The organism is Streptomyces sp. NPDC048506 (assembly GCF_040651315.1).
Taxonomy (GTDB): Bacteria; Actinomycetota; Actinomycetes; order Streptomycetales; family Streptomycetaceae; genus Streptomyces.
Genome location: NZ_JBEZIX010000024.1, coordinates 78,877 through 103,667 on the forward strand (window position 1 = coordinate 78,877; position 24,791 = coordinate 103,667).

Genomic DNA, 24,791 nt, shown 5'->3' on the forward strand with positions numbered 1-24,791 from the left:
CCTGCCGCGTCCGTGCTATTCACGTGGCGTGGCGGACGCGAACGGGGCGGGGCCGGTTCCGGCCACCCACAACAGCATCAGCGGCGGGCAGGCCGGGAGCGTCATCCAGGGCGGCGTCGTACAGATCTACCCCGCGCCGTCGCCGGTCCGCTCGCTCCGCGCGCTGCCGCCCCGGCCGGCCACCCTGGTCGGCCGGTCGGCCGCGCTCACCGAACTCCTCGCCCTGCTGGCACCCGGTCTCGGTGCCGGCGCGCCCACGGCGATAGCAGTCACCGGCGAAGGCGGCGTCGGCAAGTCGGCGCTGCTCGCGGAGGCCGCCCATGAGGCCCACCCGTGGTTTCCCGGCGGTGTGCTGTACGGGGACGCGCGGGCGCACAGCGGCGGGGAGCAGATGAGCGTCGAGGAGCTGTTGTGCAGCTGGCTGCGCTCCTTCGGCATCCCGGACGACCAGATCCAGCCCCACCGGGCGGGTCTGCTCGGCCAGTTCCGCAGTCAACTGTGCGAAGCGGACGGGGCGCTGCTCATCCTGCTCGACGACGCCTCGCCCGACGAGCACATCGTCCCGCTGTTACCCCCCGACAGCCGGCACCGGCTGCTGGTGACGGTCCGCAGGACTCCCGATGACGCGCGGGTCGCCGTGCAGCGGCTGGACGCGCTCCGCCCGGAGGACTCCGTCGCGCTGCTGGCGGCCGCGGCCGCCGAGCCGGTCCCGCAGCGGCACCTGGACGAGATCGCAAGGCTCTGCGGCCACCTGCCGCTGGCGCTGGACGTCGTGGCGGGCCGGCTGCGGGACGGTGACGACAGCGCCGAGCGCGTCCTGGCGGCGTTACGTCCGCCTGGCGAGCGCCTCGCCGAACTCGACCCGGTACGGCAGGCGTTCGAAGCGTCCCACCAGACGCTGGAGCAGGCCGACGCGCGCATGCTGCGGCGTCTGGGGCTGCATCCCGGCACCGAGATCGATACCGAGTCCGCCGCCGCGCTGGCCGGCGTCTCGGCAGCGGAGGCCGACCGGACGCTGCGCCGACTGACGCGGGCGCAGCTGCTGCGCCGCACCGGCTCCGGGCGCCGGGTCCGCTTCCACGACCTGCTGCGGCTGTACGTGAACGAGCTGGCGTGCCAGGAGCCGGAGCCCGCGCGCCACGCGGCGCTGGACCGCCTGATGGCCCACTACGGCCGGCGGGCCGGCACCGCCGGCGACCCGTGGTTCGACCGGGAGCGGAACGCGCTGGCGGCGGCGCTGGCCGCGGCGGTGGACCAGGGCCGGTACGAACGGGTCGCGCCGGTCGTCGATCCCCTGGTCGGGTACCTCCTGCGGCGCAACCGCACCGTGGACGCACTGATCGCGCTGCGGTACGGGGTGGTCGCGGCGCAGCACCGTGGTGACCACCTTCGCGAGGCGGAGTTGCTGCGCACGATGCGGTCCCAGTACCGCGCGCTGGAGCGCTGGCAGGAGGCCCGGTCGTGCGCCGAAGCGGGCCATCTGGCCCGGATCAGGGCCGGGGTGCGCTCGCCGGAGCTCGACGACGACCTGGGCGAACAGGCGGCGGAACGCGGCGACCATCGAGCCGCGGCGCACCATTACGGGCGGGCCGTGCGCGGCTGGGCGCTGCGCGGTGACCGGCGGCGCCTGGCGGCCTCGCTGCTCACCCGGGGCGACGCCGAGGAGCAGCTGGGGCGCGCGCCGGAGGCGGCGCTGTCGTACCGGATGGCGGTCGCCGCGACGGACAAAGGCGACGATTTCACCGTCGCCGCGTACGCCTGGCTGAAGCTCGCCGGCTGCGCCGCCCACCAGCACGAACGCGGGCACGTCCATCAGCTGCTGCGCCGCGGGCTGACAGCGGCCCGCAGGTCCCAGGACGTACGGGCGACGATCGAGGCGCTGGCCCTGCTGTCCCAGGCGGAGATCGAGGCGAACCGTCCGGGCGCGGCCGAGCAGCTGCTGCGGGAGGCCCTGAGCGAGGCCGACGCGCACCACCTGCCGCTGTTGCGGAACCGGCTGCTGACGATCAAGCCGCCGTGGTTGAAGCTGTCGGCGGACCACCTCCTCCAGGAGCCGTCCCCGGCACCGGAGGACCGCGACGCGGAGGTGTCGCCCTCCGAGGTGCCTGCCCCGCCGGTGGGACCTGCCCGGCGGCACGTACGGCCCGTACTGCTGCGGCTGCTGTTCCTGCCCGTCTGCGGTGCGCTCTGGGCGCTGGGCTGCCTGGCCGATGCGCTGGTGCGCGGCGGGTCGGTCGCGCTGTGGCCCGCGCACCTGGCGCTGGCGGGCGCCACGGCGTGGGCGGCCCGGCGGGTGTGGCAACGGAGCGGGGGCAGCCGGCTCGGGGACCTGACGGCGGTGGTCCTCCACCACTTCCACGCGGTGCCCGCCGCCGGTCTGCTCGCCGCCGGCGCCTGGGCGGGGGCGCTGCGCGCCAGCACGGTGGCGACGGCGCTGCTCGTACTGCACACCGGGGCGCAGCTGTGGCCGGTGGCCCGTGCGCGACTGACGCCCAGGAGCTGACCGGGCCGCGACCCGAATGGCCTAACCCCGCCGGCGCATACGGTGTGTACCGGCGAGATTCCTCTCTGTGACGATCACGCCTCCGATCGGGGCCTCTGTTGCTCATGCGTGCCGCCCGAATGACATCTGAGAGAAATTCTTGGCACTCAGTGTCTTGTCGACTGGCACGCGGTGTCATACGTTGAAGGTGTCCGGGCGGCCGGCGTGCAGAGAACCAACGCACGCCGGCTGTCCCACCAGCCCTAGGCGGCTGTCCGCCCGGACGCCTGCGTCACAGGCACCCCCCAGCACCCGCTGGGCTTCGCGCACGCTTTGCTCCCAAGGCCCTTGTCACAAGCAAGGGCGGAGCGGAGCGAAGCCAGCGCTGCCAGGCACCGCGACCGGCGGCTCTGCGACAACAGCAGAGACGAAGGAAACGGCGCCACCCCGGCCGAACCGACGGCACCACCCTCCGTACCACCCCCGACGTTCCCTCAAGCCGTTCCCCAAGACGAGCTTCGCCGGAGGCACCCGTGAACGAAATCCTGGACGCAATCCTCGCGCCTGACACCACCAGCGCCGACTTCGCCGCGCTGACCATCCCCGAGTCCTACCGCGCGGTGACCGTGCACAAGGACGAGGCCGACATGTTCGCCGGCCTGCCCAGCAGGGAGAAGGACCCCCGCAAGTCGTTGCACATCGACGACGTGCCGGTGCCCGAGCTCGGCCCGGGCGAGGCCCTGGTGGCCGTGATGGCCTCCTCGGTCAACTACAACTCCGTGTGGACCTCGATCTTCGAGCCGCTCTCGACGTTCGGCTTCCTGGAGCGCTACGGCAAGCTCAGCGAGCTCACCAAGCGCCACGACCTGCCGTACCACGTCATCGGCTCCGACCTGGCCGGCGTCGTCCTGCGCACCGGGCCCGGCGTCAACGCCTGGACCCCCGGTGACGAGGTCGTGGCGCACTGCCTCTCCGTCGAGCTGGAGTCCTCCGACGGCCACAACGACACCATGCTCGACCCCGAGCAGCGCATCTGGGGCTTCGAGACCAACTTCGGTGGCCTGGCCGAGATCGCCCTGGTCAAGTCCAACCAGCTGATGCCCAAGCCCAAGCACCTGAGCTGGGAGGAGGCGGCGGCGCCGGGCCTGGTCAACTCGACCGCGTACCGCCAGCTGGTGTCCCGCAACGGCGCCGGCATGAAGCAGGGCGACAACGTCCTGATCTGGGGCGCGAGCGGCGGGCTCGGCTCGTACGCCACCCAGTTCGCGCTGGCCGGCGGCGCCAACCCGATCTGTGTGGTCTCCTCCGACCAGAAGGCGGAGATCTGCCGGAAGATGGGCGCCGAGGCGATCATCGACCGCAACGCCGAGGGCTACAAGTTCTGGAAGGACGAGCGGACCCAGGACCCCAAGGAGTGGAAGCGCTTCGGCAAGCGCATCCGCGAGTTCACCGGCGGCGAGGACATCGACATCGTCTTCGAACACCCCGGCCGCGAGACCTTCGGCGCGTCCGTCTACGTCACCCGCAAGGGCGGCACCATCACCACCTGTGCCTCGACCTCGGGCTACATGCACGAGTACGACAACCGCTACCTGTGGATGTCGCTGAAGCGGATCATCGGCTCGCACTTCGCCAACTACCGCGAGGCGTGGGAGGCCAACCGCCTGATCGCCAAGGGCAAGATCCACCCGACCCTGTCGAAGACGTACACCCTGGAGGAGACCGGGCAGGCGGCGTACGACGTGCACCGCAACCTGCACCAGGGCAAGGTCGGCGTGCTGGCGCTGGCGCCCGAAGAGGGTATGGGAGTCCGCGACGAGGAGATGCGTGCCAAGCACCTCGACGCGATCAACCGGTTCCGGAACGTCTGAGACGTCTCGGACGAGCGGAACCACGAAGATACGGGCCTGATATGACTGAGCGTCAGAAGGATCGTCCGTGGCTGATGCGGACGTACGCCGGGCACTCCACCGCCGAGGCGTCCAATGAGCTGTACCGGCGGAACCTCGCCAAGGGCCAGACCGGCCTGTCGGTCGCGTTCGACCTCCCGACGCAGACCGGATACGACCCCGACCACGTCCTCGCCCGCGGCGAGGTGGGCCGGGTCGGGGTCCCGGTGTCCCACCTCGGCGACATGCGGCGGCTGTTCCAGGACATCCCACTGGACCAGATGAACACCTCGATGACCATCAACGCGACGGCCATGTGGCTGCTGGCGCTGTACCAGGTGGTCGCCGAGGAGCAGGGCGCCGACATCACCAAGCTGTCCGGCACCACCCAGAACGACATCGTGAAGGAGTACCTCTCGCGCGGGACGCACGTCTTCCCGCCGGGTCCCTCGCTGCGACTGACCACCGACATGATCACGTACACGGTGGCCCACATCCCCAAGTGGAACCCGATCAACATCTGTAGCTACCACCTCCAGGAGGCCGGGGCCACGCCGGTGCAGGAGATCGCCTACGCCATGTCCACCGCCATCGCGGTGCTGGACGCGGTGCGCGACTCCGGACAGGTGCCGCCGGAGAAGTTCGGCGACGTCGTGGCCCGCATCTCGTTCTTCGTGAACGCGGGCGTGCGGTTCATCGAGGAGATGTGCAAGATGCGCGCCTTCGGCCGCATCTGGGACCGGATCACCCGCGAGCGCTACGGCATCGAGGACCCCAAGCAGCGCCGCTTCCGCTACGGCGTCCAGGTCAACTCGCTGGGCCTGACCGAGGCGCAGCCGGAGAACAACGTCCAGCGGATCGTGCTGGAGATGCTGGCCGTCACGCTCTCCAAGGACGCCCGCGCCCGGGCCGTCCAACTCCCCGCCTGGAACGAGGCGTTGGGGCTGCCCCGGCCCTGGGACCAGCAGTGGTCGCTGCGCATCCAGCAGGTCCTCGCGCACGAGAGCGACCTCCTCGAATACGAGGACATCTTCGCCGGCTCGCATGTCATCGAGGCCAAGGTGGACGCCCTGGTCGCGGACTGCCTGGCGGAGATCGACCGGATCCAGGAGATGGGCGGCGCGATGGCCGCGGTGGAGTCCGGCTACCTCAAGTCGCAGCTGGTCTCCGCGCACGCCGAGCGGCGGGCCCGGATCGAGGCCGGCGAGGAGAAGATCGTCGGCGTCAACTGCTTCGAGGGCACCGAGCCCAACCCGCTCACCGCGGACCTCGACACCGCCATCATGACGGTCGACCCGGCCAACGAGGCACGCGTGGTGCGGGCGCTGCACGAGTGGCGGGACAACCGCGACGAGGCGCGCGCCCAGGAGGCGCTGTCGACGCTGAAGAAGACCGCGGCGGGCGACGCCAACCTCTTCGCGGCCACCCTGGAGTGCGCCCGTGCCGGTGTGACGACCGGCGAGTGGGCCTGGGCGCTGCGGGACGTCTTCGGCGAGTTCCGGGCCCCCACGGGCGTCTCCAGCGCTCCGCTGGCGGTCGCCGCCGAGGAGGGCAGCCCGCTGGCGACGGTCCGCGAGAAGGTCGCCAGGACCGCCGCCGAACTCGGCAGCGGCAAGCTGCGGCTGCTGGTCGGCAAGCCCGGCCTGGACGGGCACAGCAACGGCGCCGAGCAGATCGCCGTACGGGCCCGGGACGCCGGCTTCGAGGTCATCTACCAGGGCATCCGGCTCACCCCGGAGCAGATCGTCTCGGCGGCGGTCGCCGAGGACGTGCACTGCGTCGGCCTGTCGATCCTGTCCGGCTCGCACGCGGAGCTGGTGCCGGACGTACTGGCCCGACTGCGCCGTACGGGTGTGGACGACCTCCCCGTCATCGTCGGCGGCATCATCCCCGCCGCCGATGCGACCGCGCTACGGGAAGCCGGAGTGGCGGCCGTGTTCACCCCCAAGGACTTCGGTATCACGGAGATCATCGGCCGTATCGTCGACGAGATCCGTAAGGCGAACCAGCTCGACCCCCTGGAGGTCCCCGCATGACCCCCGTGAACCGCCCCGGGACGACTCCCCAACGGGGCGGCCCGCGCAGCCCCCGCCCGCGGCGTTCCTGCCTCGCGGTCCCCGGCAGCAATCCGCGCTTCCTGGAGAAGGCCCAGGGGCTCCCCGCGGACCAGGTGTTCCTGGACCTGGAGGACGCCTGCGCTCCGCTCGCCAAGGAGGGCGCCCGGCACTCCATCGTCGACGCCCTGAACAACGGCGACTGGTCCGGCAAGACGCGGGTCGTGCGGGTCAACGACTGGACGACGCACTGGACGTACCGGGACGTCATCACGGTCGTCGAGGGCGCCGGGCCGAACCTCGACTGCATCATGCTGCCCAAGGTCCAGGACGCCCAGCAGATCGTGGCGCTGGACCTGCTGCTGACGCAGATCGAGAAGACCATGGGCTTCGAGGTCGGCCGGATCGGCATCGAGGCGCAGATCGAGAACGCCAAGGGCCTGGTGAACGTCGACGAGATCGCCGGCGCCTCGCCCCGACTGGAGACCATCATCTTCGGTCCGGCCGACTTCATGGCGTCCATCAACATGAAGTCCCTGGTGGTCGGTGAGCAGCCACCGGGATATGGCGCGGACGCCTATCACTACATTCTGATGCGCATCCTGATGGCGGCTCGAACCTACGATCTCCAGGCAATCGACGGCCCTTACCTTCAGATTAAGAATCTTGATGGCTATCGCGAGGTGGCCGGCCGTGCCGCCGCGCTCGGCTTCGACGGAAAGTGGGTGCTGCACCCCGGTCAGGTCGAGGCCGCCAACGAGGTGTTCTCGCCCTCTCAGGAGGACTACGACCACGCCGAGCTGATCCTGGACGCCTACGAGTGGCACACCTCGGAGGCGGGCGGCAAGAAGGGGTCGGCGATGCTCGGCGACGAGATGATCGACGAGGCGAGTCGGAAAATGGCTCTCGTCGTCGCCGGCAAGGGCCGGGCCGCAGGCATGATCCGTACATCCACGTTCGAGGCCCCGGAGGCATAAGCGCGATGCAGTTCGGCCGTACCTATGAAGAGTTCACCGTCGGCGACGTGTACAAGCACTGGCCGGGGAAGACCGTCACCGAATACGACGACCACCTCTTCTGCCTGCTCACGATGAACCATCACCCGCTGCACATGGACAGCAACTACGCGGAGCGGACCACCGACTTCGGGAAGAACGTCGTCGTCGGCAACTACATCTACTCGCTGCTGCTGGGTATGTCGGTGCCGGACGTCTCCGGAAAGGCGATCGCCAATCTGGAGATCGAGTCGCTGAAGCACGTGGCGCCGACGTTCCACGGCGACACGATCTACGGTGAGACGACGGTGCTCGACAAGACGCCGTCGAAGTCCAAGTCGGACCGCGGCATCGTGTACGTCGAGACCAAGGGCTACAAGCAGGACGGCACCCTGGTCTGCGTCTTCCGCCGCAAGGTCATGGTCCCCACGGCCACATACATCAAGGAGCGCGGCGGCGAGCAGCCCGGCCGCCCGGAGCTCAAGGCCCCTGCCGCGAAGAAGGAGAACTGACCGCCATGACCCGTCTTGCGCAGACCGAGGGCCTCACCGACATCCAGCGGGAAATTCTCTCCACCGTCCGCGACTTCGTGGACAAGGAGATCCTGCCGGTCGCCACGGAACTGGAACACCGCGACGAATACCCGACGCAGATCGTCGAGGGCCTGAAGGAACTCGGCGTGTTCGGCCTGATGATTCCCGAGGAGTACGGCGGGCTGGGCGAGTCCCTGCTGACGTACGCGCTGACCGTGGAGGAGATCGCCCGCGGCTGGATGAGCGTCTCGGGCATCATCAACACCCACTTCATCGTGGCCTACATGCTCAAGCAGCACGGCACGCAGGAGCAGAAGGACTATTTCCTGCCGAAGATGGCGGCCGGTGAAATCCGGGGCGCCTTCTCGATGTCGGAGCCGGCGCTCGGCTCGGATGTTTCGGCCATTTCCTCCAAGGGTGTGCGGGACGGCGACGATTACGTCCTGACCGGCCAGAAGATGTGGCTCACCAACGGCGGTTCGTCCACCCTCGTCGCGGTGCTGTGTCGCACCGACGAGGGCCACCCGGAGGGCACCGCTCCGCACAAGTCGATGACCACCTTCCTCGTGGAGAAGGAGGCCGGTTTCGGCGAGGTGCGGCCCGGTCTGACCATCCCGGGCAAGATCGAGAAGATGGGCTACAAGGGCGTCGACACCACCGAGCTGATCATGGACGGGCTGCGCATCCCGGCCGATCGGGTGCTCGGCGGCGAGAGCGGACGTGGCTTCTATCACATGATGGACGGCGTCGAGGTCGGCCGGGTGAACGTGGCCGCGCGCGGCTGCGGTGTCGCCCAGCGCGCCTTCGAGCTGGGCGTTTCGTACGCGCAGCAGCGGCACACCTTCGGCAAGCCGATCGCGCAGCACCAGGCCATCCAGTTCAAATTGGCAGAAATGGCAACAAAGGTCGAAGCGGCCCATGCGATGATGGTTAATGCCGCCCGCAAAAAGGACTCCGGCCAGCGAAACGACCTTGAGGCGGGCATGGCGAAGTACCTGGCCTCCGAGTACTGCAAGGAGGTAGTGGAAGACGCATTCCGCATCCACGGTGGCTACGGCTTCTCGAAGGAGTACGAGATCGAGCGCCTCTACCGCGAGGCCCCGATGCTCCTGATCGGTGAAGGCACCGCCGAGATCCAGAAAATGATCATTGGTCGCCGGCTACTGGAGGAGTACCGAATCCAGGCGTGAACGCCCGGTTTGGCCACCTTTGGCCTAGACGAAGATCACACCCCGTCATCGTACTTCGGCCACGGATTGGCTCTGGCTCTTGGCCAGTTGCCGCCCGCAACCGATAGCATCCCCGGAAAGCCGCCGTCCCCCGTATCCATACGCGGCATCCTCCGCTACGAAGGTCATCCATGCCCCACAGCCAATCCTCTGCACAACGCGGTCGCGTCCGCCTCGCGCGCGGAGCGTCGCCGTGGCTCCTGCCGACCGTTGCCACGGCAGCGGTCAGCCTCGCCCGGTCCCGCCGGTCCGGTCGCTGGGCCGCCGTTGCCGTGCCCACCACCGCCCTGGCGGCGGGCATGCTGTGGTTCTTCCGCGACCCGGAGCGGGAGATCGCCCAGGGTCGCGTCATCTCTCCGGCCGACGGCGTGGTGCAGAGCATCATGCCGTGGAAGGACGGTCGCACCCGCGTCGCGATCTTCATGAGCCCGCTGAACGTCCACGTCAACCGCGCGCCGCTGGCCGGCACGGTGACGTCCGTGGAGCACATCCCCGGCGGATTCGTTCCGGCCTTCAACAAGGAGAGCGAGAACAACGAGCGGGTCGTCTGGCACTTCGACACCGAGCTCGGCGACATCGAGATGGTGCAGATCGCCGGCGCGGTGGCCCGCCGCATCGTCCCCTACGTGCCCGAGGGCACGAAGGTGGAGCAGGGCGAGCGGATCGGTCTGATCCGTTTCGGCTCCCGCGTCGACGTCTACCTCCCGGAGGGCGTCGAGGTGGCGGTCGAGGTCGGCCAGGCCACCACCGCGGGGGTGACACGTCTTGACCGTGATTGATCCTGAGACTCAGGCGGGCTGGGCGCCCGAGACCGACGCGGACGAGGACGACATGCCGCTGTCCACGCGGCTGTCAATAGCGGACACCCTCACCCTCGGCAACGCCATCTGCGGCTTCATGGCCGTGTACTTCACGACCACCGGGGTCCTCATTCCGCACCTCACGGGGACCGAGGACGGCGGAATGGCCCGGCACAGCGCGGCCATGGCCGTGATCCTGATGCTGTTCGCGTCGGTCTTCGACCTCTTCGACGGACTGGTGGCGCGCAAGCTCCGGGCCTCGGCGATGGGGGCCGAGCTCGACAACCTCTCCGACCTGATCAGCTTCGGGCTGGCGCCGGCGTATTTCGTCGTCACCTGGGGCATGGTCGCCCAGGACGCGCACCAGCGGGTGTCGGTGGTCGCGGCGGTGGTGGTGCTGCTGGCGGTGGTGCTGCGGCTGGCCCGGTTCTCCTGCGTCACCCTGCGCGACGGGATCTTCCAGGGCATGCCGAGTCCCTTCGGCGCCCTGACCGTCGTCGCCATCGTGCTGCTGGAGCTGCCGTTCCTGCCGACGCTGCTGGCGATCATCGGGGTGGCCTGGCTGATGGTGAGCCGGGTCGAGTACCCCAAGCCGCGCGGCCGGCTCGCGGTGGCGATGCTCAGCTGGATCGTGCTCAGCATGGGCATGCTGGCGGCCTGGGCACTGGACGCCCCCGGCGGCCAGCTGCTGTTGCAGACCGGTTGCTCCCTACAGGTGGTCCTGGGCGCGATGATCCCGCTCTTCGCCACGGCCCGGAGGGTGAACACCTTCCGTGACAACCGCCGCGAGTCCCGCGCCGAGCAGCGCGCCGCGCAGCTCCCCTAGCAGCGACAGACACCTCGCGCAACGCCGAGAGCCCCGGGCGAACGATTCGCCCGGGGCTCTCGGCGTTGCGGCGTCGGCCGCCGGGCTCAGACCAGGAAGTCGCGCGCCAGGTTCTCCGCCGCCCGCTCCAGCAACGGGCCCGCCTCGGCCATGCAGCGGGCCGGGTCGGACTCCAGGTCCGTCAGCGCGTACGCCCGCTGGATCCCGGCCCGGACCAGGGCCTCCTGGGGCAGCTGGAGCCGGCCGCAGACCGCGACCACGTCCAGGCCGGCCGCCCGGGCCGCGGCGGCGACGCCGGCCGGCGCCTTCCCATGCAGGGTCTGCTCGTCCAACGAGCCCTCACCCGTGATCACGAACGTGGCCTTCGCCAGCGCCGGCGCGAAGCCCAGCACGTCGAGCATCACCTCGATGCCCGGCCGGAACGTCGCGTCCAGGCCCACCAGCGCGCCGTAGCCGATACCGCCCGCCGCACCCGCGCCGGGCGCCAGGGCGTGCTCCGCGGCCTTGGGGCCGACCGCACGTGCCAGCACCTCGGCGTAGTGCGCCAGCGCGGCGTCCAGTGCGGCCACGTCGTCCGGACCGGCGCCCTTCTGCGGCCCGTAGACCGCCGGGGCGCCCTTGGGCCCGGTGAGCGGGTTGTCCACGTCGCTGGCGAGCACGATCTCGGTCTTCGCCAGCCGGGGGTCCAGCCGCGACAGGTCGACCGTGGCCAGCTCGCGCAGCGGCCCGCCGCCGGGGGCGATCGGCTCGCCGTCCGCGTCCAGGAAGCGCGCCCCCAGCGCCGCGAGCATGCCCGCGCCGCCGTCGGTGGTGGCGCTGCCGCCGACGCCGAAGACGATCGAGGTCGCGCCCGCGTCCAGGGCCGCGAGCAGCAGCTCGCCGGTGCCGTACGTGGTGGCCGTCAGGGGCGCGAAGACGCCCCCCGGGAGGTGCTGGAGGCCGGAGGCCTCCGCCATCTCCACCACCGCCGTGCCTCCCCCGGCTACCGCCGAGGGTGCCCCCGCGCGCAGCGCGAAGGTGGCCGTCACCGGCTCGCCGGTGGGCCCGGTGACCCGCGCCTCGTGGCGGGTGAAGCCGGCCGCGAGGGCCGCCGCCACGGTGCCGTCCCCGCCGTCCGCGACCGGGACGGCCGTCACGTCCAGCCCGGGGACCACGCGCCGCAGTCCGGCGGTGACGTGCTCGGCGACCTCGACGGCCGTGAGCGAGCCCTTGAATTTGTCCGCGGCGATCAGCACCTGTGCGGTGTGTGTCCTTGCTGCGTCCGCCACCGTGTTTCCCCTTGCTTTCGAACTGGCAGTCGCGCCGCTGCGACCTTATCCGGCCGACGGCCCGGCGAACAGGGCACACCGTCCCCACCTGCGCTGTCCGTCCGCTCACCCGGACGATCCCCACGAACACGCCCCAGCGCTTCCGAGCGCCCCGGGGGTGCGCCTCGAAGATCCACCGGAGCGGCCTGATCCGGGGTCCGCTCGTCTAGGCTCGCGCCCGTGACGACCATGGACTACGCCACTTACATCGCCGGTCTGCCCCGTGTGATCGCGGGTGCGGGCGCCATCTTCCGCGACGCCGACGGCCGCATCCTGCTCGTGGAGCCGAACTACCGCGACACCTGGATCCTGCCCGGCGGGACCGTCGAGTCGGACGCCGGCGAGTCGCCCCGCCAGGCGGCCCGCCGCGAGACCGCCGAGGAGATCGGCCTCGACATCGAGCCGGGCACGCTGCTCGCCATCGACTGGGTCCGCGGGGAGGGGCGGCCCCCGCTGGTGTCGTACCTCTTCGACGGCGGGGTGCTGGACGCGGCACAGCTCGCCGCGATCCGGCTCCAGGAGGCCGAGCTGCTGTCCTGGCGCATGGTCCACTGGGACGAGGCGCAGACCCTGGTGAACCGAGAGATGGCGCTGCGGATCGGTGCCGCCCTGAAGGCCCTCGCGGCGGGCCGCGGCCCGGCGGAGCTGGAGGACGGGGTGCCGCCGGCGGGGGCCGCGGCCTCGGCAAAATGAGGTGAGAGTCCGTCACCTGCGTGCTTAGGGTGCCCTCCATGGATGACGTGTCGTGGGAGCCCGTGGAGGGCATCGCCGCCGGGATCGCGCAGGTGCCGGGGGTCGTCGGGGTGATGCTCGGGGGGAGCCGGGCGCGCGGGACGCACCGGGCGGACTCCGACTGGGACCTGGGGATCTACTACCGGGGCGAGCCGGCGGTGGCCGCGCTGGCGGCGCTGGCCGCGGAGGTGGTCGGCGAGCCCGTCGAGGTGTACGGACCGGGCGCCTGGGGCCCGTGGGTGAACGGCGGGGCCTGGCTCGTGCTGCCCGACGGCCGTCATGTGGACTGGATCCTGCGGGACGTCGACCGGGTGCGGCGGGTGTGGCAGGAGTGCTGTGCGGGGCGTTTCGAGATCGGCGTGCAGGCCGGTCATCCGCTCGGCTTCTGGTCGCCCGCCTACCCGGGCGAGGTGGCGCTGGGCCGTGTGCTCGCCGATGTCGACGGCGAGCTGGCCGGTCTCCAGGAGGCGGCCCGGGACTATCCGGAAGCGCTGCGCACGGCGCTGACCGGTGCCGCGGTGTGGGACGCGGGGTTCTCGGTGGCCCTGGCCGGCAAGTCGTACACGGCACGGGACGTGCTGCACGCGGCTCTGTGCCTGTCCCGGGCGGTCGGCTACCTCGTCCAGGCGCTGCATGCGCACCACGGCGTCTGGTGCCTCAACGAGAAGGGTGCGCTGGCGGCGGCCGGGGCCATGTCCCGTTCCCTCTCCGGGTTCGCCGACCGCGCCACCGCGCTGCTCGCCCGACTCGGCCGCACGGAAGGGGAGTTGGGGCGGTCGCTGACGGATGCCGAGGCGCTGGTGGCCGAGGTGCGTGCGGTGGTCGCCACGGAGAGCGGGGCGTAGCGACCGTCCGGCCGGATGGGGCCGAGGGGCCGGGGTCCGGACGAGTCCGGGAGCTGGCTCAGGCGGCCAGGGCCAGCAGTCCCGCGAGGGCGGGTGTGCCCACCACCAGGAGGGCGCAGGCACCGAGGCACATGCCCATGCTCATCGCACGCTTGGCGCGCAGGGCGAGGTAGGCCGCAGGAAAGGGCAGCACGATCGGGGCGACCAGCGCGGGGTGCCACTGCCGGTGGACGATCGCCAGGGCGATCAGAAGCGGTGGCAGCAGCAGGACGCCGAGCGTCAGATACAGGACGCGGTTGAAGACCCGCTCCATCGTGGCCACGTCCGTGTCATAGAGGAACCCCATGACTGCTCTGCACCCCTCCCGCGCTGCCGCCTCCCGCACCGCTGCCGGCGATGCGGGCCACGTCACACCGCTGTGTTGTCGTACCCGGATCCGATGACCGGGAATTCCCGGACGGACGAGAAGCCGGCCACCGCGGTCGCGATCACCGCGGCGACCGCGCCCACGGCGGTGGCTGCCGTATCGACGGCCACCACCAGTTCCGACCATTTCGCCATGATGGCGGCGAGCTGCGCCGCGGCCAGCGCCATCATGGCTGCCGAGGCGACCATCCCGCCGGGGCCGAGGAAGGCGGCGGCGCGCGACGCGATCACATTGATGAGCCAGCAGACCACGAGGTCGGCGAGGATCGACAGCCCGGATTTCAGGGTCTCACCGAGCTCGAAGACCAGCCGGGCGGCCTCGTGGTAGTTCTCGCTCAGCGAGCCGAAGGTTCCCTTGACTTCGCGCAGCTTCTCAGCGAGTTCGTCGAAGTAGACCCAGGCCGCATCGGCGGAGTTACCGGCCCAGGTCCGGCTCAGGGTGTCGTTGCCCTGCCTGATGTTGTCCGACAGCGCGGAGCAGCACGCGCCGAGGTTGCTCCACACCTCGGCGCAGTCGTTGTAGCCGCCCCACTCGCCGAAGATCATGCCGTTCAACTCGTCGTAGGGATCGAAGCCGAAGATGAGCTTGGAACCCTCGATCATCATGGCGGACGGGCTGCCGAGGTCGAGCACCGTGCCGAGCGTCTTCGAGACCGGGTTCATCGCGAACTCTTCGGCGTGGCCCGCGAGGTAGCCGTCCCCGCCACCCGGCGCTTTCAGGACGGCCGCGGCGTCGGCCCGGTCGGAGAAGTCTCCCGCGTCGCCGCCGGAGTGCTCCCGCGCGCCTTTCTTCGATCCCGGATAGGTGGCGTCCAGCCTGGCCGCCTGCTCGTGGTCGGTCCGCTGGTAGTAGTGGGCCGACTTGACCAATTCTGCGTCCGACGCCCGCAGGACGTCCTGGAGTTTCTCCATGGTCCGCCGGGCGTCGTGCACATGGTCGTCGTGCTGACCGGCCACCAGGTCCCAGAGTTTCCCGCCGGCCATTTTCGTGATCGTGGCGTTCTTGGTGTACGAGACGGCCTGCCCCGCATCGTTGCCGGCCCGTCCGACGAGCTTGGCGAAGCCCTCCACGTCGGCGGCCTCCACACGGAAATTCACGCCCGTTCCCCCACTGTTCTCGTTCGCACGATCGGATGCGTGCACGACGGAATGCGTCCACGACAGAATGCGTGGCTGCCCGGGAGCGTCCGGCACCAGGCAGCAACACGCTCAGTAGAGTGACCAGTTGCCGCCCTGGTGGCGAGCGCCCGGGCTCGCCGTCGCCTTCTGTTGCTGCGCCTGCCGGCGCTCCTCGGCGAGTTCACGCCGCTGCTCTTCGACGAGCTTCTCGCCTTCGGTGACGAGGTCGTCCCGTTCGCGCTGCGACAGCGCGTCCCATTGCTCTGCCTTAAAGGCCTGGGCCTGCTCGATCGCCGGTTCGGAATAGGCGGAGACATCCATCGCCGCACGCAGTCCGATGCGCCCGGAGAGGACGTCACGAGCCATCTCCGTCAATGCCTCCCCGGCCCCGCCGCGAGCGATCTGCTCCAACGACTTCCGCAGCAGCCGGGCTTGTGCCGGATCCCCGGACATGTCGAGGAACTCCGACTCGTCCACCCTTTCCGGCAACTCATCGGACATTCCGGTCCCCCTGCACCTGGATTCACCTCACGGATCCGGCGGCCGGGCCGGATCCCTTAATGGGATCCCGATGATACGCACAGGCCAAGCAAAGGCAAAGCACGGATAAAGCATTCGCATAGTAGCGGCAATGGTGGCGATATTGGGGTATTTGACGCCAATTCAGTTGCTGATGCCGACCGCGCGCCCGTAGGTCTGCGGGTCGGCGACGAAGTCGAGCATGGCGCGGGCGACATCGGCGCGGGCGATGGTGGCACCGGCGGGACCGGCTTCGACGGCGCGCCGGTAGCGGCCCCGGCCCGGCTTGTCGAGCAGACGGGGCGGCCGGACCGAGGTCCAGTCGAGGCCGCTGCCGCGCAGCACGGCCTCCATCCGCTCCAGGTCGGCGTAGACCTCCCTGAGAACCACCCAGAGGAGCGGACCGAAGACCTTGCGGGTGAGGACGGGCTGGCCGGCGCCGGCGCGGTTGAGGGGGCCCGCGCTGACGACGAGGAGCCGCCGGACACCGGTCGCGGCCATCGCGTCGACGACGGCGCGGGCGGAGGTGGACGCGGGTCGCAGCGGGTCGTGGCGACCTGCCTGACCGATGCCGGAGAGCACCGCGTCGGCGCCGTCGACCACCTTCCGGACGGAGGCCACATCGAGCGCGTCGGCCCGGACGACCGTCAGGCGCTCATGCCGTTCGGCCAGCTTCTCGGGGCTGCGGAGTGCGGCGGTCACCTCATGCCCGTCGGCCAGGGCGTGGGTGACGAGCTGCCGACCGACACCGCCGGACGCACCGAGGACGGTGAGTTTCATGATCGCTCCCAAGGGGATGACAGAGAGGTGAGTGAGCACTTACCCACCAGTGTGGGTGAGTGCTCACTCACCTGTCAATGTAGACTCGTCGCATGACCCGAGACGCCGCCGCTCCGCTGGCCGGAGGCGCCCTGACGCGCTCCCGCATCCTCGACGCCGCCGCCGCGCTGATGACGACCGTGGGCCTGACCCGTACGACGACGAAACAGATCGCCCGGGAGGCCGGCTGCTCGGAGGCGGCGCTCTACAAGCACTTCCGGAACAAGGAAGAGATCTTCGTCCGGGTGCTGCACGAGCGGGCGCCGCAGTTCTCGGAAGCACTGGAGCAGCTGCCGCACCGTGCGGGCGACGAGCGGGGACCGGCCGAGCACCTCCAGGACGTGGCGCTGGCCGCCGTCCGCTTCTACCGCCGGGCCTTCCCGATGGCCGCGTCGCTCTTCGCCAGCCCCGAGCTGTTGGAGACCCACCGCCGCAAGCTGCACGAACTCGGCACCGCGGGGCCGCAGAACGCCAGCCAGCACCTGGCCGCGTATCTGGCGGCCGAACAGGCACGGGGCCGGATCGCGGCCGGCATCGACCCGCACGCGGCCGCCACCCTGCTCATCGGGGCCTGCTTCCACCGCGCCTTCCTCGACCTCTTCTTCGACTCCGAGGCACCGCCCGGTGCGCTGCGCCCGGAGAGCGAGGAGGAGTTCGCGACGGAGACCGTACGCGCCCTGCTCGACGGCCTCCGGCCGTCGGGGGCCGTGTAGGTCACGTAGCCCGCGCAGGTCGGGTAAGCCACGTAGGTGGGGTAGGTCGCGTAGGCCATGCCTGATGGGCGGGTGGTGTGCCCGTGGCATTCAGGGTTCGCCAGCGCCGCAGCGGTGCGTCCGTGGCGGCGGGCGTGACGCACCGGCATGCGGAAGAAGGTCAGACTGCCCCCTCCCGGCACCCCCAGGTCCCCTCTGGTGCGGCCCGACGCCGTCAGCCATCTGTGGCGCCTCTCCCCGCTGTCGGGGGTTGGCCACCCGGCGCACTCGCCGTGGTCGGAGCCTCAGCGCAATACGCCCGGGTGGTTTACCCGGCGCACCCCTCGGTCGGTCGCATGCCCCCAACTACCTTCAATGCGTAGCCATTTGACTACGATGAGTGAATGGAGATTGCGGATGCGTCCGACGCCCATGGGCCGACTGGCAGCCCTCGCCTCGACGGCCCTGCTGGCCCGTCCTGGAAGATCCGTGCGACACCCCGTCTCCCGCCTGCGAGCGCGAGCACTGGCCGTGGGGCTCGCGCTGGCGGCGTCCGCGCTTGTGCCCTCGGGCTCTGCTGGTGCGGCTGATCACTACGAGTGGGCCGCGCTGGGCGACTCGTACACCGCTGGCGGCTTCGTCGGCGACCCGCAACCCGCGCTCGGTGACCCCTCGCGAGACGGCTGCGACCGCACCACCGACGCCTACCCCGGCGTTGTCGAGCGGGAGCTCGACGAGTTCCCGCCGGGCAAGCACGTCCACCTGACCAACGTCAGCTGCGGCAACGCCACCATCGCCAACATCGCCAAGGACAAGCAGACGCCGATCAGCCCGGTCCAGCCCCCCGCCGACGGCTGGCCCGCAGTGGACCCGCAGATCAAGCGGGCCGGCCTCAACGACCAGACCGACATCGTCACCATCGGCGTCGGCGGCAACAGCCTGCCCTTCGGCGGCATGCTCCTCAAGTGCCTCGAACAGGGCACGAGCGGCAAGTCCTGCCGCGACTACTACACCGATCCCCCCGAGGGGGAGGAAAGCATCCAGGACAAGCTCGCCCGGGTCCAGGACGAGTACATCGAGATGCTGGCGCATGTGCACCAGGCCGCACCCAACGCCAAGGTGATCACGGTCGGCTACCCGGCCGTCCTGCCGAACAAGGGCAGTGACTGCAACCGCGCGTCCCTCACCGAGCTCGGCTCGATCACCCACGCCGACGTCGACTGGCTCCGTGACGACGTCCTCAAGCCGCTGAACAGCACGATCAAGCGGGTCACGGACTTCTTCGGCGACCGCTACGTCGACGTCTACTCCTCCAGCGTGGGCCACGACGCCTGCCAGCCCGCGGGCACCAAGTGGGTCGAGGGCATCTGCGGCGACGCTGCGGACTACTGGCCCGCCATGGTCCCCGGCACGCTGCTGAACTGCGCGATCGTCGGCAAGCGCGCCACCCTGGTCCACCCCAACGCCGCAGGACACGCCAACACCGCCGCCCACGTCGAACGAGCCATCCGCATCGCCCTTCTCGAACGCTGACAAACCAACCCGAACCCCGACGCCAGAGCCACGGCACCCGCACGAAAACGCGGCCCGAAGCCACCTGGCCGACCAGCACAAGGAACGCCGCCCTCTGGCGGTCGGCAGGCCCACGCCGACTTCGCCGCCCTCACCGGCGGCGAAGTACCCGGATCCCGCACAGAACCGAAGGCCCTGACGACACGCTGAGCTGCTTGCCCTTCGCGGCACTTCGGAAGAACAGACCGGGTCAGCCAGCTGCTCGACCGTGCTTCTTCGGTCAGGGAATGGCTACTGCGGGAGAGTGCGGTACTTGTCGAAGTCATGCAGTCATACCCCCGGTCGGCATACAGCCGCCGAGTCTGCGGCGGGGCCGGCCCCGTAGGCCCCGGATCGGCGGGACCGCGTCCAGCAAGGGCAGGAGTTGGGTGACGTCGTGTCGGTTGCCGCCGGTGAGCGTGACGGCGAGCGGGGTCCCGTGGGAGTCAGCGGCAGCAGCGGAGCTACCCGCTCCCACAGGCCGTCAGGAACAAGATCAGAACGCACCCGGGACAGCCTGTTCACCAAGATCGTCAAGCACAAGACCCGCAGCTCAACTCATTCTGAAACGATCAGTAGGGCACCGTCAGCCGCACGCCCCCGCAGGGAACAGCGCGTCCTCAGTACGTTCGAAGGCCAGCAGTCGACGCTTGCGGTCCAGGCCGCCGCCGTAGCCGGTCAGGCTGCCGTCGGCACCGACGACGCGGTGGCAGGGGACGATGATGCCGACCGGGTTGCGCCCGTTGGCCAGGCCGACCGCACGGGCCGCCGACGGGGCGCCCAGCTCCTCGGCGAGCTGCCCGTAGGAACGGGTCTCGCCGTACGGAATCCGGCACAGTGCCGCCCAGACGCGGCGCTGGAAGGGCGTACCGCGGAGTGCGAGCGGCAGGTCGAAGGTGGTCAACTCGCCGCGGAAGTAGGCCCGGAGCTGGGCGATGGTGGCAGCGAACGGCGGCTCATCGGGGTCCGCGGGGGTGCCGAAGGCCTCCTGGGGCGGCCGGTGGCGCTGGTCGGTCATGTAGAGGCCCGTCAGGGCGTCGCCGCAGGCGACGAGGGTGAGCGGGCCCACCGGGGTGTCCGCGAGGACGGTGTGGGTGATCGGGGCGGCGGCTTCGGAGGGGTCGGGCAGGTGAACGGTCATGGCTGCACGCTCAGTTCGTTGGAAGGCGGTTGATCAGTTCGTGGGGAGGGGTTGATCAGTTCGTCGGGAGGTGGTTGATGGGGTGGTCGTCGGTCGCCCAGAGGTACTGGACGGCGTAGGCGCGCCAGGGACGCCAGGCCGCGGAGTGCCGGACCAGGGCGGCCGGGGTGTGCGGCAGCCCGAGCCCGGCGGCCGCGCGGCGCAGTCCGAGGTCGGTGGGGGTGAAGGCGTCCGGGTCGCCGAGGCCCCGCATGGCGATGCACTCGACGGTCCAGGGACCGATGCCGGGCAGCGCCGCGAGTTGCGCACGGGCCTCGTCGCGGTCGCTGCCGACGCCGAGTTGCAGTGCACCGGAGCCCAGGGCGGCGATGACGCCGGTGAGCGTGGCCCGCCGGGTCCGGGGCATCGCCAGCGACTCGGGGTCGAGTTCGCAGAGCGCGGCGGCGGACGGGAAGAGGTGGCTCAGGCCGCCGCCGGGGTCGTCGACCCGCTCGCCGTGCGCGCGGACCAGACGGCCGGCGTGGGTGCGGGCCGCCGCGGTGGAGACCTGCTGGCCGAGGACGGCGCGGACCGCGAACTCGTCGGCGTCGACGGTGCGCGGAACCCGGCGGCCGGGCGCCTTGTCGACGAGCGGCGCCAGCACCGGATCCTCCCGCAACTGCCCGTCGACGGCCTCCGGGTCGGCGTCGAGGTCGAGCATCCGGCGGCAGCGGGCGATGGCGCCGGCCAGATCGCGCAGATCGGTGAGCGCGAGCCGGCAGTCGATGTGGTCGGGGCGGGGCGCGAGGGTGACGATGCCGTGCCCGTAGGGGAGGTTGAGGGTGCGGCGGCAGGCGCCGTCCCGCCACTCCTCGACGCCGGGGACGGCGGTCGCGGCGAGGTGCCCGAAGAGGTTGTCCGGGTTGAGCGGCTGACGGAACGGCAGCCGCAGCGCGAGCGTCCCGGGCACCGCCGCCCGGGGGCCGGGCGTGGCGCGCTGTCGTAGCTCGGTCGGGGAGAGCGCGAAGACCTCCCGGACCGTCTCGTTGAAGGTGCGGATGCTGGCGAATCCGGCGGCGAAGGCGACCTCGGCCATCGGCAGCTCCGTGGTCTCCACCAGCAGCCGGGCGGTCTGCGCACGCTGGGCCCGGGCCAGGGCGAGCGGGCCGGCACCCAGCTCGGCCAGCAGCTGGCGCTCGATCTGCCGGGTGCTGTAGCCGAGCCGGGCCGCCAGGCCCGGGACGCCCTCGCGGTCCACGATGCCGTCGGCGATCAGCCGCATGGCCCGCGCGACCAGATCGGCCCGCTCGTCCCACTGCGGGGACCCCGGGCTGGCGTCCGGTCGGCACCGCTTGCAGGCCCGGAATCCGGCCTGCTGGGCCGCCGCCGCGCTCGGGTAGAAGCGCATGTTCTCGGGCTTGGGCGGCACGACGGGGCAGCTGGGGCGGCAGTAGATGCGGGTGGTGAGAACGGCCGTGTAGAACCAGCCGTCGAAGCGGGCGTCCTTGGACTGCACGGCGCGCAGACAGCGCTCGGTGTCGGTGTGCATGCCCTCAGCATTGCTCAGCCGGCGGGCTTCGGCTGGCGAGAATCCGACATCGAGGTCGGAGTACCAGCGGCCGGGGCAGCGCCGCACACAGCTAGCGGCCGGGGCAGCGCCCAGCTAACGGCCGGGACAGCGCGGCGCAGCAGCCGGGGCGGCGCCCATCGCCTCAGCGGCCGCCGTCGTCCTCGGCCAGGGCCGCCTCGTACGCCTCGCGGGCGCCGGCGTCGAAGACCACGAAGCGGATCTCGTCGAAGGCGTCGGGGGCGGCGGCGATCGCGGCGCGTACGGTGGCGACGGCGGTCCGGGCGCCGTCGGCGATCGGCCAGCGGTAGACCCCGGTGGAGATGGCGGGGAACGCGACGGTGCGGGCGCCCAGCTCGGCGGCCACCTGGAGGGACCGTTCGTAGCAGGAGACGAGCAGGGCGGTACGGTCCTCGCTGTCGGAGTGCACCGGGCCGACGGTGTGGATCACCCAGCGGGCGGGCAGCCGTCCCGCGGTGGTGGCGACGGCCTGGCCGGTGGGCAGGCCGCGGCCGTACTGCGAGGCGCGCAGCGAGCGGCACTCGGCCAGGATCTCCGGTCCGCCTCTGCGGTGGATCGCGCCGTCCACTCCCCCGCCGCCGAGGAGCGAGGAGTTGGCGGCGTTGACGACGGCGTCCACGGTCTGTTCGGTGATGTCGCCCTGGACGAGGGTGAGGGCGGTGTACTCGGTGCTCATGGTGTCCGAGCGTAGAGATCCGAGCGTGGACACGGCCGTACGCCGCGGCCAGTTGGTCGACGGCGGGTCGCCCGGAGCCGGCGCCCGACGCGCACCCGCACCTCAACGACCGCCCGCACGCAACCGGCGCCACACCGCCTTGGCGGCGTAATGGCCGGACATGCCGTGGACGCCGGGGCCGGGTGGGGTGGCCTGGGAGCACAGGAACACGGCGGGGTGGGCGGTTTCGTAGGGGACGCGGGTGAGCTTGGGACGGATGAGCAGGCGCAGGCCGGCCGCGGAGCCGGTGGCGGTGTCGCCGCCGACGTAATTGGCGTTACGGGCGGCGAGTTGGGGAGGTCCGGCGACGGCTCGCGCCAGGACGAGGTCCCGGAAGCCGGGGGCGAAGCGCTCGATCTGCCGCTCGATGACCTCGGTGGCGTCGCCCTGCCAGCCGTTGGGGACATGGCCGTACGCCCAGAAGGTGTGCCGGCCCTCGGGCGCCCGGGTGGGGTCGATCAGGCTGGGCTGAGCGGTGATCAGGAATGGGACGGACGGATCCTGGCCGCGCGCGGCGGCGTTCAGTGCGGCGCCGATCTCGTTGCTGGTGGGGCCGATGTGGACGGTGCCGGCGCGCCGGGCCGCCTCGGCCGTCCAGGGCACCGGGCCGGACAGCGCGTAGTCGATCTTGAAGACTCCGGGGCCGTACCGGACGTCGCGGTAGGCGTTGCCCAGGCCGGCGATCCGGGCCAGCGCGGTCGGGGAGGTGTCGAAGACGTAGGCGCGGGCCGGTGGCAGGTCGTCGAGGCGTTTGACCTCGAAGTCGGTGTGCACCGCCCCGCCGTGGGCGCGCAGCAGTCCGGCGAGCGCGTCGGAGATCGCCTGGGAGCCGCCGCGCGCCACCGGCCAGCCGTGGGCGTGTGCGGCGAGCGCGAACATCAGGGCGATGCCGCTGGTGCCGAAGCCGCCGAGCGGGGCGATGGTGTGCGCGGCGAGTCCGGCCAACAGGGCGCGGGCCTTCTCGTCCTGGAAGCGGCGGCCCAGCAGGGTGATCGGTTGGGCGGCGACCAGGCCGAAGCGGGCGTAGGTCAGCGGATCGGAGGGCATTCCGAGCCACTGCGTCCGCAGGAAGTCGTGGGCCATCGACTCCCACCTGCCGATGAACGGCGCGACGAGCCGGCGGTACGTGCCGGCGTCGCGCGGCCCGAAGGACATCGCGGTCTCGCCGACGGAGTGGGCGAGCACGGCGGCCGTACCGTCCGGGAAGGGGTGCGCCATGGGCAGGTCCGGGTGCAGCCACTTCAGGCCGTACCGCTCCAGCGGCATCCTGCTGAAGGCCGGTGACCCCGCGCCCGTCGGGTGCACCGCCGAGCAGGGGTCGTGGCGGAAGCCGGGGAGCGTCAACTCCTCGGTGCGGGCGCCGCCTCCGATGGTGTCGCGGGCCTCGAAGATCTCCACGGCCATCCCGCGGCGGGCCAGTTCGACCGCCGCCGTCAGACCGTTGGGCCCGGCCCCGATCACCACGGCATCGAGCATCCTCGGCACCTGCGCCACTCCCCTCGTGTCCGACCCTCGTCGGTGAGGATCAGTTGGCGGCTGCCAGCAGTCCGAGGATACGCCGTGCAGTTTCGGCGTCACGCGCCGCGGTGAAGGGCAGCGCATTGCCGCCCTCGATGCGGAACGGCTCCCCCGACACCGTGCCGCTCGCGCCGCCGGCCTCGTGGACCAGCAGCAGCCCGGCGGCGTGGTCCCAGGCGTTCTCCCAGCTGAAGGCCGTGGCGTCCAGGTCGCCGCAGGCTATGTGCAGGTACTCCAGGCCCGCCGAGCCGCACGGGCGCGGGGCGATGCCGCCGGTGTCCAGGGCGGCCAGCACCCGCTTCTGGTCGTCGTCGGTGAAGTCGTAGTGGGACGTGGCGACGTCGAGGACCGCGTCGGGCGACGGGCTGCCGGCCCGCAGTGGTTCGCCGTTGAGGTGGGCGCCGGCTCCGCGGCGGGCGACCGCCATCAGGCCGAGCGCGGGGGCGTACGTCCAGGAGGCCAGTACCTCACCGCGGTGGGCGAGGGCGACCAGCGTGGCGAAGCCGGGGTCGCCGTGCACGAACTGGCGGGTGCCGTCGACCGGGTCGACGATCCAGACGGGTGCGTCGCCGTGCAGCGCGTCCAGCACGCTCGGGTCGGCGTGCACGGCTTCCTCGCCGACCACCCGGGAGCCGGGCAGCAGGGCCGTGAGCGCGGCGGTGAGGTGTTCCTCGGCGCGGCGGTCGGCGGTGGTGACGAGGTCGTGCGGACCGTTCTTCTCGATGACGTCCTCGGCGGCGAGCTGCCGGAAGCGCGGCATGATCTCGTCGGCCGCGGCCTGGCGGACGGCGGCCTCGACGGCGGCCAGGTCCAGCCCGGAGAGGTCGGGCGAGAGGGTCATCGCGGGGGCTTCGGTGATATTCGTGGTATCTCCCGCATCATGGGTACTAAGTGCCTCGATCATGCGTCCATCGAACCACGACCCACTGACACGGCAGCTGGACACCGGGTGAACTCCGGATGCCGCGGAGGCCACCGCGCGGAGCCGTGGCCGCCCGGCCGGGCACGCACGGTGATTCCCGCGCGGCCGGG

The 24,791-nt window shown here is 71.2% G+C and carries 22 protein-coding genes and 1 pseudogene; 12 read left to right on the top strand and 11 right to left on the bottom strand.

The window, feature by feature from the left end:
* Positions 1-28 precede the first annotated feature (28 nt).
* The 8 genes from AB0C96_RS20785 to pssA all read left to right on the top strand — a co-directional run bounded on the left by AB0C96_RS20785 (position 29) and on the right by pssA (position 10,808).
* Complete coding sequence (locus AB0C96_RS20785; RefSeq protein WP_362919139.1) at positions 29-2,503, top strand: AAA family ATPase; 2,475 nt, start codon at positions 29-31, stop codon at positions 2,501-2,503.
* Between the two features lie 512 nt (positions 2,504-3,015).
* Complete coding sequence (gene ccrA, locus AB0C96_RS20790; protein ID WP_362919140.1) at positions 3,016-4,353, top strand: crotonyl-CoA carboxylase/reductase; 1,338 nt, start codon at positions 3,016-3,018, stop codon at positions 4,351-4,353.
* A 41-nt stretch (positions 4,354-4,394) separates the two neighbouring features.
* Positions 4,395-6,407, top strand: coding sequence for a protein meaA (locus AB0C96_RS20795; protein ID WP_362919141.1), 2,013 nt, complete (start codon positions 4,395-4,397; stop codon positions 6,405-6,407).
* Positions 6,404-7,402 carry a CoA ester lyase gene (locus tag AB0C96_RS20800; protein WP_362919142.1) on the top strand — a complete coding sequence of 333 codons (999 nt, stop codon included), beginning with the start codon at positions 6,404-6,406 and terminating at the stop codon, positions 7,400-7,402. The genes AB0C96_RS20795 and AB0C96_RS20800 overlap by 4 nt, the downstream gene beginning before the upstream one ends.
* Positions 7,403-7,407: 5 nt before the next feature.
* Positions 7,408-7,932, top strand: a complete 525-nt coding sequence (locus AB0C96_RS20805; protein WP_362919143.1) for a MaoC family dehydratase — start codon at positions 7,408-7,410, stop codon at positions 7,930-7,932.
* Positions 7,933-7,937: 5 nt separating this feature from the next.
* Complete coding sequence (locus AB0C96_RS20810) at positions 7,938-9,143, top strand: acyl-CoA dehydrogenase family protein (RefSeq protein ID WP_362919144.1); 1,206 nt, start codon at positions 7,938-7,940, stop codon at positions 9,141-9,143.
* 170 nt (positions 9,144-9,313) lie between these two features.
* On the top strand, positions 9,314-9,961 hold the full coding sequence (locus tag AB0C96_RS20815) for a phosphatidylserine decarboxylase (protein WP_030079423.1): 648 nt from the start codon (positions 9,314-9,316) through the stop codon (positions 9,959-9,961).
* Entirely contained in the window at positions 9,948-10,808 is an 861-nt protein-coding gene (gene pssA / locus AB0C96_RS20820) for a CDP-diacylglycerol--serine O-phosphatidyltransferase (RefSeq protein ID WP_362919145.1), read from the top strand. The genes AB0C96_RS20815 and pssA overlap by 14 nt, the downstream gene beginning before the upstream one ends.
* Before the next feature lie 86 nt (positions 10,809-10,894).
* Here pssA and AB0C96_RS20825 read toward each other — a convergent pair whose 3' ends face one another.
* The gene (locus AB0C96_RS20825; protein WP_362919184.1) at positions 10,895-12,043 is read right to left on the bottom strand and encodes a glycerate kinase; all 1,149 of its coding nucleotides are present in this window, start codon (positions 12,041-12,043) and stop codon (positions 10,895-10,897) included.
* Between the two features lie 261 nt (positions 12,044-12,304).
* On the opposite strand from AB0C96_RS20825, the gene AB0C96_RS20830 reads away from it, so the two are divergent.
* Together AB0C96_RS20830 and AB0C96_RS20835 are read left to right on the top strand one after the other, a co-directional pair.
* Positions 12,305-12,808 (top strand): NUDIX hydrolase, encoded by a 504-nt coding sequence (locus AB0C96_RS20830; RefSeq protein ID WP_362919185.1) that lies wholly within the window; start codon positions 12,305-12,307, stop codon positions 12,806-12,808.
* Between the two features lie 38 nt (positions 12,809-12,846).
* Complete coding sequence (locus AB0C96_RS20835; protein ID WP_362919146.1) at positions 12,847-13,692, top strand: nucleotidyltransferase domain-containing protein; 846 nt, start codon at positions 12,847-12,849, stop codon at positions 13,690-13,692.
* Positions 13,693-13,750: 58 nt separating this feature from the next.
* Here AB0C96_RS20835 and AB0C96_RS20840 read toward each other — a convergent pair whose 3' ends face one another.
* From AB0C96_RS20840 to AB0C96_RS20855, 4 genes are all read right to left on the bottom strand, one after another.
* On the bottom strand, positions 13,751-14,038 hold the full coding sequence (locus AB0C96_RS20840; protein WP_362919147.1) for a hypothetical protein: 288 nt from the start codon (positions 14,036-14,038) through the stop codon (positions 13,751-13,753).
* Positions 14,039-14,100: 62 nt separating this feature from the next.
* Entirely contained in the window at positions 14,101-15,216 is a 1,116-nt protein-coding gene (locus AB0C96_RS20845) for a hypothetical protein (protein ID WP_362919148.1), read from the bottom strand.
* Between the two features lie 111 nt (positions 15,217-15,327).
* Positions 15,328-15,738, bottom strand: a complete 411-nt coding sequence (locus AB0C96_RS20850) for a hypothetical protein (RefSeq protein WP_362919149.1) — start codon at positions 15,736-15,738, stop codon at positions 15,328-15,330.
* A gap of 162 nt (positions 15,739-15,900) precedes the next feature.
* Positions 15,901-16,536 carry an SDR family oxidoreductase gene (locus AB0C96_RS20855; RefSeq protein ID WP_362919150.1) on the bottom strand — a complete coding sequence of 212 codons (636 nt, stop codon included), beginning with the start codon at positions 16,534-16,536 and terminating at the stop codon, positions 15,901-15,903.
* Between the two features lie 92 nt (positions 16,537-16,628).
* Between AB0C96_RS20855 and AB0C96_RS20860 the strand changes: the two genes are divergently transcribed.
* A complete protein-coding gene (locus AB0C96_RS20860; protein ID WP_362919151.1) occupies positions 16,629-17,288 on the top strand; it encodes a TetR/AcrR family transcriptional regulator in 660 nt (219 codons plus the stop codon).
* A gap of 396 nt (positions 17,289-17,684) precedes the next feature.
* Positions 17,685-18,800 carry an SGNH/GDSL hydrolase family protein gene (locus AB0C96_RS20865; protein WP_362919152.1) on the top strand — a complete coding sequence of 372 codons (1,116 nt, stop codon included), beginning with the start codon at positions 17,685-17,687 and terminating at the stop codon, positions 18,798-18,800.
* Between the two features lie 308 nt (positions 18,801-19,108).
* Here AB0C96_RS20865 and AB0C96_RS20870 read toward each other — a convergent pair.
* The 6 genes and pseudogenes from AB0C96_RS20870 to AB0C96_RS20895 form a co-directional block, all read right to left on the bottom strand.
* Positions 19,109-19,266 (bottom strand): annotated as a pseudogene (locus AB0C96_RS20870) (transposase); the annotation flags it as partial.
* A 138-nt stretch (positions 19,267-19,404) separates the two neighbouring features.
* Positions 19,405-19,959, bottom strand: coding sequence for a methylated-DNA--[protein]-cysteine S-methyltransferase (locus AB0C96_RS20875; RefSeq protein WP_362919153.1), 555 nt, complete (start codon positions 19,957-19,959; stop codon positions 19,405-19,407).
* Positions 19,960-20,014: 55 nt separating this feature from the next.
* On the bottom strand, positions 20,015-21,487 hold the full coding sequence (locus tag AB0C96_RS20880; RefSeq protein ID WP_362919154.1) for an AlkA N-terminal domain-containing protein: 1,473 nt from the start codon (positions 21,485-21,487) through the stop codon (positions 20,015-20,017).
* Positions 21,488-21,650: 163 nt separating this feature from the next.
* Complete coding sequence (locus AB0C96_RS20885) at positions 21,651-22,202, bottom strand: O-acetyl-ADP-ribose deacetylase (protein ID WP_362919155.1); 552 nt, start codon at positions 22,200-22,202, stop codon at positions 21,651-21,653.
* Positions 22,203-22,304: 102 nt separating this feature from the next.
* Positions 22,305-23,717, bottom strand: coding sequence for an NAD(P)/FAD-dependent oxidoreductase (locus AB0C96_RS20890; protein WP_362919156.1), 1,413 nt, complete (start codon positions 23,715-23,717; stop codon positions 22,305-22,307).
* Between the two features lie 49 nt (positions 23,718-23,766).
* A complete protein-coding gene (locus AB0C96_RS20895; protein ID WP_362919157.1) occupies positions 23,767-24,600 on the bottom strand; it encodes an inositol monophosphatase family protein in 834 nt (277 codons plus the stop codon).
* Positions 24,601-24,791 lie beyond the last annotated feature (191 nt).